This is a genomic window from Siminovitchia jepli (genome assembly GCF_047228825.1).
In the GTDB taxonomy this organism is placed as follows: domain Bacteria; phylum Bacillota; class Bacilli; order Bacillales; family Bacillaceae_C; genus Siminovitchia.
On record NZ_JBFEGN010000103.1, the window covers coordinates 1 to 10,072 of the forward strand.

Consider the following 10,072-nt stretch of genomic DNA (forward strand, 5'->3'; position numbering starts at 1 on the left):
TAAATTTTTACACCTGTGGATAAGTGCATTTTCTGTTTTAAGGACTAAAAAACATAAATTTACTCCTCAAAGCTGTTTTAAGCGCGGAGTTGTTGACAGCCGGATAGCAAATATATATAATACGATGTAACTTCATGAATCAAAGCAAAATTGAGTATTGACCGGTCAACCGGAAATACAGCCTTTTCAAGGGGTCTGTATTTCCGGTTTTATTTTGCTTTGAAAAAACCACAACTTTATCTGCAGCTTTTTTCTTATCAAGAGAGGTTGAGGGAATGGCCCGATGACACCTCAGCAACCACCGCTTCATGCGGAAAGGTGCTAAATCCAGCAAGCGAAAAACCGCTTGAAAGATGAGAAGAAACCTAATCTTTTTTTGGGTCTTCTTCTTGTTGGAGAAGGCTTTTTTGTTTAAAAAAGTCTTCCAAAACATACAAGTGAAGGAGAATGAGAAGTGTCTTTATTGCAAAAAACCGAAACATTACTTGTACAGATTGGCAATACAAGGGATGAACCGCGCGGGGCCGTCAATACCCCCATATATTTATCGGCCCCCTGCCGGCATAAAGAAATCGGCCTGATGAACGGCTACAACTCTATTCGAACAGGCAATCCGACCCGGGATGTGCTCGAAGACGTCATAGCAAGGCTGGAAAAGGGAGACCCCCAGATTGCGGATTTGGCACAGGCATTCGACTCCCTGGACGGTTTTGCCTCTTTGGAAAAAGGGGGCAGTCTATGTTGAACTTGCTGAATAGCTTGAAGGAAAGCATTTTAATCGGTGACGGCGCCATGGGGACGCTCCTGTACTCGTTTGGAATTGACCGCTGTTTCGAAGAACTGAACTTGACCCATCCCGACGATATTCTGCACGTTCATCAGGAATATATAAAAGCCGGAGCCGATGTGATCCAGACGAATACGTATGGGGCCAATTATATTAAACTTTCAAGATACGGACTTGAGGAGCAGGTCAAAAAGATGAACAGCGAAGCGGTCAAAATTGCAAGAAAGGCAGCAAGGAAGGATGTATTTGTGGTTGGGTCGATCGGCGGCATTCATGGAGCGCGATTTCATTCCGAACCGGCCGAGGAAATAAAGCGCAGCTTCAGGGAACAGCTTTATTGCCTTCTGCTGGAAGGTGTCGACGGCCTGCTGCTCGAAACGTATTACGATCTTGACGAACTGACGGCTGTTTTGAAAATCGCCCGGGAAGTAACGAATATTCCGATTATCACGAATGTTTCCATGCATGAGCCAGGCGTTTTGGAGAGCGGGGTGTCGCTGGCCGAAGCGCTTGCCCGTTTGGAGGATCTCGGAGCGGATGTGATAGGAGTGAATTGCCGCCTGGGCCCATACCATGTACTGAAAGCGCTGGAAACAGTGCCGATCCCCGAAAAAGCTTTTTTATCGGCTTATCCAAACGCGAGTCTGCCGGAGTACCGTGATGGAAGATTGCTGTATCAATCCGAGCCGGATTATTTTAAAACATTTGCCCTTCACTTTCGAAACGAAGGCGTCCGGTTAATAGGCGGCTGTTGCGGAACAACGCCGGAGCATATAAAGGCTTTGAAAGAAGGGGTTAAAAGGTTGAAGCCGCTTGAAAAGAAAAAGGTGAAGCGGCAGGAAAGCTTCGAAATAGCCGAAAGAAAACAGGATGATGAGCTGACTTTATTTGAGAAAGTGAAAACGAAACGATCTATTATCGTTGAATTGGACACTCCGAAGCATTTGGATACAAGGACATTTTTCGAGGGGGCGAGGGCTTTAAAAGAAGCAGGTGTGGATGGCCTGACGCTTGCCGACAATTCATTGGCATCTGCAAGAATATGCAATAAAACGATGGCTTCGCTCGTAAAGCGAAAAATCGGCCTGCCATCGCTCGTCCATATCACATGCCGGGACCGCAACCTGATCGGATTGCAATCCCATCTGATGGGCCTGCATATATTGGGCATCCGCGATATTTTGGCCATAACGGGCGATCCGACGAAAATCGGCGACTTTCCGGGGGCAACGTCTGTTTTTGATGTAACATCCTTTGATCTCATCAAGCTGATTAAGCAGTTTAACGAAGGAGTCTCTTTTTCCGGCAAATCCCTGAAACAGAAAACAAATTTCCATGTAGCAACCGCTTTTAATCCCCATGTTCACCATATCGGAAAAGCCGTGGAGCGTTTGGAAAAGAAAATGGCTTGCGGCGCAGATTACATTTTGACACAGCCGGTCTTCAGCCAAGAAAAAATCGCCGGGATTCGGGAAGCGACGAAGCATATCAAAGCACCAATTTATATCGGAATCATGCCGCTTGTCTCAGCACGAAATGCGGAATTTCTCCACAATGAAGTGCCGGGGATTAAATTGTCGGATGAAACGCGAAAGAGAATGGCAGCAGCGGATTCCGAAAAAGCGGAGGGGCTGGCGATCGCCAAGGAATTAATCGACACTGCCATTCAATATTTCAATGGGATTTATTTGATCACCCCGTTTATCCGTTACGAAATGACGGTGGCATTAACGAAATACATTCAACAAAAAACGATCGAAAAGCAGCATGCTTTATCTACATTTTAAAAAAATGGGAGGAATGAACATGGCAAAAGTATGGAGTTCAAACTTGGGATATCCAAGAATCGGGGAGCAGCGCGAATGGAAAAAGGCATTGGAACAGTTTTGGAATGGAAAAATGACCGAAGAAGAGCTGTTGCAGCAAACAAAAGCAGTACGTCTGGAAGGCCTGAAAAAGCAAAAAGAAAGAGGAATTGATCTGATTCCTGTCGGGGATTTTTCACTTTATGACCAAGTGCTGGATACGTCTGTCATGTTTGGCGTTATTCCGAAAAGGTTCCAGGCCCTGGATTCCCTGACCGCTTTGGAAACGTATTTTGCGATTGCCCGGGGGGTGCAGGATGCCGTCGCTTCTGAAATGACGAAATGGTTTAACACTAACTACCATTATATCGTTCCGGAATTTCATGAATCCAGGCCTTCATTGGTCGAAAACCGGCCGCTTGTTTTTTATAAGGAAGCGAAAAACGAATTGGGAATTGAAGGAAAGCCGGTCATTTTGGGGCCGATCACGTTTATCAAGCTCGGCAAAGGTTACGAGGAAGAAGAATTCCCCCAATTGGTTGAGGAATTTCTTCCGTTATATATTGAAGTTTTACAAGAATTGAAAGAAGCCGGGGTCAAATGGGTTCAATTGGACGAACCGAGCTTTTCGACGGCTTTGTCGGAAGCGGATATTGTCCAGGCGAAAAAAGTATATGAAACGATTGCCGCGGAAGTGCCGGGCATCAATATCATGATTCAAACGTATTTTGAATCTATCAGTTCTTATAAAGACATTGTCAATTTGCCGGTTGCTGCGATCGGGCTTGATTTCGTCCATGGGGATTCACTTGAATTGCTACGCTGCCACGGTTTTCCGAAGAATAAATTTCTTGCAGCCGGTATTATTGACGGCAGAAATATTTGGCGCCGCGATTTGAATGATGCATTTGGTCTGCTGGAAACAATCGCCCAAATTGTCGGCAAAGACAGGATCATTGTTCAGCCGTCTTCTTCATTGCTGCACGTTCCTGTCACCACAAAAAGAGAAGATACGTTGGACCCGGTCGTAAAAGGCGCCCTTGCTTTTGCCGATGAAAAATTGGATGAAGTGGCCATTCTCGCCAAAGGATTGAGTAGCGGCAAAGGGAGCATCAAGGCAGAAATTGCAGACAGTGTCAAAGCCATTGCCGCGTTGAACGAATCCAAGCATCGGAAGCAAACGGCGGTTCAGGCGGTGATAGCCGAACTGAATGTTGAACGCAAATTGCCTTTTGACGAGCGAATTGTTTTACAAAAAGAAAAGCTTCAGCTTCCCGTATTGCCGACAACGACGATCGGCAGTTTGCCGCAAACGGCAGAAGTGAGAAAGCAGCGGCTCAAATGGCGCAAAGGCGAAATCACGGATCAGGAATATGAGCAGTATATAAAAGATGAAATGAAAAAATGGATTGCCATCCAGGAACACATCGGGCTCGATGTCTTGGTCCATGGAGAGTTCGAACGGACCGACATGGTCGAGTACTTCGGTGAAAAACTGAACGGATTTTTCGTAACGAAGTTTGGCTGGGTGCAGTCTTACGGCTCCAGATGCGTCAAGCCGCCCATCATTTTCGGTAATGTTTCATTTGAACAGCCGATCACTGTCAAGGAAAGCGTGTATGCCCAATCGCTTACCAAGAAAAAGGTGAAAGGCATGCTCACGGGACCGGTCACGATCTTAAACTGGTCTTTTGTGAGGGATGACATTTCCCGTTTTGATGTTCTCGATCAAATTGCGGCAGCGCTCCGCAGTGAAATTGAAGCCCTTGAGGAAAACGGCATCGCCATTATCCAGGTCGATGAACCTGCTTTAAGGGAAGGGCTCCCGCTGAAGGAAAATAAATGGAAAGAATACTTGGATCGTGCGGTCCGTGCCTTCAGAATCGCCACCGCTTCAGTGGAAAACAGTACACAAATTCATACCCATATGTGCTATTCCGATTTCGAAGATATTTTTGACGCCATCAGCGCTTTGGATGCCGACGTCATTTCGATTGAAACATCAAGAAGCCATGGGGAGCTCATCTCCGCATTTGAAAAAAACACATACAATCAAGAAATCGGACTGGGCGTATACGACATCCACAGCCCGCGCGTTCCAGACATTGAAGAAATAAAAGAAAACGTCAACCGCGCACTAAAAATAATCCCGTTCAAGCAATTTTGGATCAACCCGGACTGCGGACTCAAAACTAGGCAGGAACCGGAAACCATTGCAGCCTTAAAAAATATGGTCCAGGCCGCAAAAGAAATCAGGCAAGCCCAACTCGCTGCCCAAACGAATTAATTTTTGCCCCTCTCCGAAACGGGGGGGCGTTTTGTCTCGACTCGTAAAGTCTACGATTTGGCTCGTAAACGGCGGTAAACGGATAGTAAACTGATCGATTCGGATCGAAAATGAGTGAAATCGAACAGTAAAGTCTCCGTTTTGGATCGTAAATTATTTTTTTTCGGATCATGCCGAATACCAATTTAAAGCCTTTTCATGACATTTGTCACCTCAAATCATGACAGAAGCTACTGATATGCCCGAAAGCCGCTGTATACAATGGAGTTAAGATAAACGGGGGTGAGGATTTGAATCAGATCGTGGAAATCATTGATTTGATAAAAGAGTTCAATGGGAAAAGAGCGGTGAATCAAGTTTCTTTTTCCATTCAACAAGGCGAAGTGGTGGCGATTTTGGGACCGAATGGAGCGGGAAAGACAACGACGATGCTGATGATGCTTGGTTTGCTTCGCCCAACGGAAGGGAAAACAGCCATTTTTCAAAAGGATCCCAAGAATAAAGAGGTTCGGGAAAAAATGGGTGTGATGCTCCAGGAAGTAAGCTTGATGGATGGTTTAAAAGTGAAGGAGCTGATCCAGTTATTCAGAAGCTATTATCCGAACCCGTTGCCGATGAATCATTTAATCAGGCTGACGGGGCTTGAAAAGAATGAGTTGGAGAGACGGACGGAAAAATTGTCCGGAGGGCAAAAGCGGAGGGTAGCTTTTGCGTTGGCCTTGGCGGGAAATCCGGATTTGCTGTTTTTTGATGAGCCGACGGTCGGGATGGATATTTCATCGCGCCGATTATTTTGGGAAACCGTCAAAGAGCTTGCCAGCGAAGGGAAAACGATTATTTTTACAACGCATTACTTGCAGGAAGCGGATGATTATGCAGAGAGAATGATTGTATTCAAGAACGGCAGCATCATTGCCGACGGAAAAACGGCAGAGATTAAAAGGGACATGACAAAACAATCTGTCTCCTTCGTCGCTGGCGAGGTCTTTTCCAAAGGTCGTTTTCTCAAATTGTCTTTTGTTACAGAAGTGATCGAAAAAGAAGGGCGCGTACACATCATGACGGACGATACGGACGCTGTTTTGTCCATCATTTATAAAGAAAACCTGCCTGTAAAAGATATTCAAATCGAAAAAGGCAAACTGGAAGAAGCCTTTGAACAATTGACCGCATCACAAGAGGAGGCCGTCTAAATGAATATATTCATTCAACAAAGCAAGGCGGAAATGCTTCGAATGTTCCGTAACCCTTATTATATTTTTTGGTCGCTGATCATGCCGATTTTATTTTATTTTGTCTATACAAAAGTCATGAAATTTGGAAATGACGATCCTGTATGGAATGCCCACTTTCTCATGTCCATGACAGCGTTCAGCGTCATGGGAAGCTCCATTATGACGTTGGGAATCCGGTTGGTGGAAGAAAGGGCGCAGGGGTGGACGACTTTTATGCGGGTCACTCCCCTATCAAGCTATACGTATTTTTCCGCAAAAATAGTCGGCCAGACGATTGTGCATGTGTTTTCGATTTTGGTGATTTTTACTGCGGGGGCCTTGTTTAACGAAGTTACTCTTTCATTAGGAGAATGGGTCCTAAGCGGCGGCTGGATATTGCTTGGTTCGCTTCCGTTCCTATGGTTGGGTGTTTTAATCGGTGCCATGAAAAAAGTTGATACAGCCGTTGGCGTGAGCAATATCCTCTATTTCACTTTGGCGATTACAGGCGGCATGTGGATGCCGATGGACATATTGCCTGAAATGATTCAATGGATCGGAAAATCCCTTCCCGCATTTCACTTTGGGAACGGTGCTTGGGCCATCATTCGGGGAAATGCGCCTGATTGGATGAATATTGTGATGTTATCCGCTTACCTCGTTTTGTTTATGATAATATCGACTTATATAAGAAGGAGACAGGAAGCGGTGTAATATGAGCAGGGCTTTTGAAATATTCCCAAAAAGGTATGGATTCTTTCCATACATTTTCGTCATTTATTTAGCCATGCCGGCCTACTATGTATCCCAAACAGACGGCTGGAAAGCCGCTTTCGGCTGGGGCTTGCTTTTCCTTTTTCTCGTCACTTACAGACAGCTGTACAGCCAGGTGGAAACGCAAAAAACGTTCACCTTCTGGTTAAGTGTACAAATTGTGATTATGATCCTTTTAACGATATGGTATAGTCCGTATCATGTATTTTTGGGTTTTTTTTCGGCGCATTTCATTGGATGGTATCCCAATAAAAAGCAATTTTATTATGGTTTGATAGGGCTGGCGGCAGCCTTGGCGATCGGAGCGATCATATTAATCGTTCAGGGGGTCAACATTCTTTTTTTCCTGCCGTTTCTTGTCATCATGCTCGTTTCGCCGTTTGGTATCCGTTCCATGAATAAATCGATGGAATTGGAAAAACAGCTTGACGAAGCCAATGAACAAATCAAGGCATTTATCAAGCGGGAGGAAAGGGTCAGAATTGCCAGGGATCTGCATGATACCCTTGGCCATACGCTTTCCCTCATAACGCTGCAAAGCCAGCTCGTTCAAAGGCTCGCTGAAAAGGATCCGGATCGTGCCAAGGCGGAGGCGAAAGAGATAGAAATGACGTCCCGATCCGCATTGCGCCAAGTCCGCGAGCTCGTTTCCAGCATGCGTGCCATTACAATTGCAGAAGAGCTTGCGAATATGAAGCGGATTATGAACACGGCCGGGATAGATTTTACGGTAAAAGGAGAAGAGGATTTCTCGGATATTCCGCTTTTGCAGCAAAATATTTTGGGCATGTGCCTGAAAGAAACGGGGACAAATGTTGTCAAGCATAGTAAAGCGAAAAATTGTACCGTTCAGATTGAAAGAAGCCGCGGCAATTTGACGATTCAGGTTCATGATGATGGGGTGGGCTTCGAACAACAGGAGATGAGTGGTAACGGATTGAACGGAATGCGGGAAAGGTTGAGTCTCATTGATGGGAAACTGAACATTCAATCGAACGGCGGAACAACGGTCATGATGCAAGTGCTGATTATACTGAAACAAGATCAGGAGGGGGCAGCCGAATGATTCGAATCGTGATTGCGGAAGACCAGGGGATTCTAAGGGGAGCCCTCGGTTCATTGTTGGATTTTGAAGAGGATATGGAAATCGTCGGGCAGGCTGAAAATGGGGAAGAAGCAAGCCGGCTGATCGAAAAGCTTGAGCCTGACATTTGTTTGCTGGATATTGAAATGCCGCTCAAAAGCGGTCTGGATGTAGCCGATGAATTAAAGGAAAACGGTTCGTCCTGCAAGGTCATCATATTGACCACTTTCGCCAAGCCCGGATATTTTGAAAGGGCAGTAAAAGCCGGTGTGCACGGGTATTTATTAAAGGATGGCTCTGTTGCTGATTTGGCGGCATCCATCCGCCGCGTGATGCAAGGAAAACGGGAATTTGACGAGGAGCTGGTCATGAATTCATATAACGAGGACAATCCGTTAACGAGGAGGGAACAGGAAATTTTATTACTGGCGGCATCCGGGAAAACGGCAAAAGAAATATCCAGCCAATTGTTTTTATCTTCGGGGACAGTTCGCAATTACATGTCTGAAATTTTTCAAAAGCTCAACGTGAAAAATAAAATTGAAGCAATAGCCTTGGCGGAGGAAAAAGGCTGGATCTAAATGCATGTTTGCTTTCCATTAAACAATGGGTATTGTCATCAACGCGGGTTAAGTTGGAAGCCTGTCCCATGCATGGACGGTGGCGGCGGCTTGCAGGCCGCAAATGGGGCTTTTGACTACAAATTATCCATATGCAGGATACTGTAAAAAAGCCCAAAACAAAACAGACAGCAACCAAGCCTGTCTGTCATTTATGTAAATGGAAGGTTTATAATACTCTTCTGGCACCGGCGTAGCGGGATTTCCAATAGTATGGGTCATTGATCGATGTAATGCTCACGCCTCTGCCGGCGGAATGGATGAATTTGTTGCCTCCGATGTAGATGCCGACATGGGAAACAGATTTCTTGGATGTTGTTTTGAAAAAGACAAGGTCACCGGCTTTTAAGTTTTTCTTTGTAACCGCCTTCCCTTTTTTAAATTGTTCAGGGGCGGTTCTCGGAATGTAGATATTTTTCTTTTTGAACGTATAGGAAGTAAAACCTGAACAGTCAAAACCTCGTGGTGTCGAACCTCCGTAACGGTACGGTACACCCAGGTATTTTTTCCCCTCTTGTACGATTGCGCTTCCTGCAGGCTTGGCGGCTGCGCTCGCATTGGGTTGATTGGCAATGACGGCAAGCATGACGATGGCAATGAATGACAAAATCGTTTTTTTGACAGTCGACATTCCAGCAATTTCCCCCTGGAACTCCATTTTTTTCTTTTTGATGTAAATTCATCATAACACGACAAAATAGCAGAGTATTTTTCATTTATGTAACAGTTGTATGATAGAAATGTATCAAAAGGCCGGTAATTTCCCTTTTATTTCCATAATGCCCCGCCGATGGTCATTTAAAAGATATTGTGTAGTGCAAGTTGTTTGAGGGAATAAGAAAGAAAACAAGCCCGTGGAAAGGGGAATTTATTGCATGCATGATGAGTTTTTGGAAACGTCCCAACGCCCGTTTCCTGTGCCGAGCGGTCCATGGCTCATGACACAAACGTGGCATCATTTGCTATTTTGCCATTGGCCCGTTTCATCACGAATCTTGAGAAAGCACGTTCCGTCTTCATTGGATATCGATTTGTTTGACGGAATCGGCTGGATCGGCATCACGCCCTTTAAGGCTACAAATGTACGGCTGCGGTGGCTGCCTTCGCTCCCTTCGCTCCCGTTTATTCACTCTTTCCTTGAAATGAATGTGAGAACATACGTGACATACAAGGGGACGCCGGGGATTACTTTTTCAGTTTGGATGCAAGCAAGCGGCTTCCTGTTTGGGGTGGCCGGATGGGGGCTTTTCTTCCATATCGGCATGCTTCGATGGAAATGGAAGAAGAGGGGAAAACGATCCATTTTCGAAGTAAATACCAAAAAGAAGCATTCTCGGTCAGCTATCAACACGCTGAGGACTACTTTTTGCCGGAAAGGGGAAGTCTGGAGTTTTGGCTTTATGAACGCTATTGTTTTTTTATAGCCCATCTTCCGCATATCAATAAATGTAGAAATTTGAATTGTTTTGTTTAATAAAAGGAATCCTGATTCACTGCGTCG

The 10,072-nt window shown here is 45.3% G+C and carries 8 protein-coding genes, 1 pseudogene and 1 riboswitch; of the genes and pseudogenes, 8 read left to right on the forward strand and 1 reads right to left on the reverse strand.

Going from position 1 to position 10,072, the window contains the following annotated elements; all coding sequences use genetic code 11:
- Positions 1-251 precede the first annotated feature (251 nt).
- Positions 252-360, forward strand: a riboswitch (SAM riboswitch).
- A 94-nt stretch (positions 361-454) separates the two neighbouring features.
- The 7 genes from AB1L08_RS19830 to AB1L08_RS19860 all read left to right on the forward strand — a co-directional run bounded on the left by AB1L08_RS19830 (position 455) and on the right by AB1L08_RS19860 (position 8,532).
- Positions 455-745: a PLP-dependent transferase gene (locus AB1L08_RS19830; protein ID WP_413066360.1), complete on the forward strand. Its 291-nt coding sequence runs from the start codon at positions 455-457 to the stop codon at positions 743-745.
- Positions 742-2,574, forward strand: a complete 1,833-nt coding sequence (locus AB1L08_RS19835; protein WP_413066367.1) for a bifunctional homocysteine S-methyltransferase/methylenetetrahydrofolate reductase — start codon at positions 742-744, stop codon at positions 2,572-2,574. The genes AB1L08_RS19830 and AB1L08_RS19835 overlap by 4 nt, the downstream gene beginning before the upstream one ends.
- Positions 2,575-2,593: 19 nt before the next feature.
- Positions 2,594-4,879 carry a 5-methyltetrahydropteroyltriglutamate--homocysteine S-methyltransferase gene (gene metE / locus AB1L08_RS19840; protein WP_413066361.1) on the forward strand — a complete coding sequence of 762 codons (2,286 nt, stop codon included), beginning with the start codon at positions 2,594-2,596 and terminating at the stop codon, positions 4,877-4,879.
- Positions 4,880-5,169: 290 nt separating this feature from the next.
- Positions 5,170-6,072: an ABC transporter ATP-binding protein gene (locus tag AB1L08_RS19845; RefSeq protein WP_413066362.1), complete on the forward strand. Its 903-nt coding sequence runs from the start codon at positions 5,170-5,172 to the stop codon at positions 6,070-6,072.
- Positions 6,073-6,807: an ABC transporter permease gene (locus tag AB1L08_RS19850; protein WP_413066363.1), complete on the forward strand. Its 735-nt coding sequence runs from the start codon at positions 6,073-6,075 to the stop codon at positions 6,805-6,807.
- A 1-nt stretch (position 6,808) separates the two neighbouring features.
- Positions 6,809-7,933, forward strand: a complete 1,125-nt coding sequence (locus AB1L08_RS19855) for a sensor histidine kinase (protein WP_413066364.1) — start codon at positions 6,809-6,811, stop codon at positions 7,931-7,933.
- Positions 7,930-8,532, forward strand: a complete 603-nt coding sequence (locus AB1L08_RS19860; protein ID WP_413066365.1) for a response regulator transcription factor — start codon at positions 7,930-7,932, stop codon at positions 8,530-8,532. Before AB1L08_RS19855 ends, AB1L08_RS19860 begins: the two co-directional genes overlap by 4 nt.
- A 208-nt stretch (positions 8,533-8,740) precedes the next feature.
- Here the strand turns inward: AB1L08_RS19860 and AB1L08_RS19865 are convergent, their stop codons facing one another.
- Positions 8,741-9,202 carry a C40 family peptidase gene (locus AB1L08_RS19865; RefSeq protein WP_413066366.1) on the reverse strand — a complete coding sequence of 154 codons (462 nt, stop codon included), beginning with the start codon at positions 9,200-9,202 and terminating at the stop codon, positions 8,741-8,743.
- A gap of 307 nt (positions 9,203-9,509) precedes the next feature.
- Here AB1L08_RS19865 and AB1L08_RS19870 point away from each other — a divergent pair.
- A pseudogene (locus tag AB1L08_RS19870) lies at positions 9,510-10,045 on the forward strand (YqjF family protein).
- Positions 10,046-10,072 lie beyond the last annotated feature (27 nt).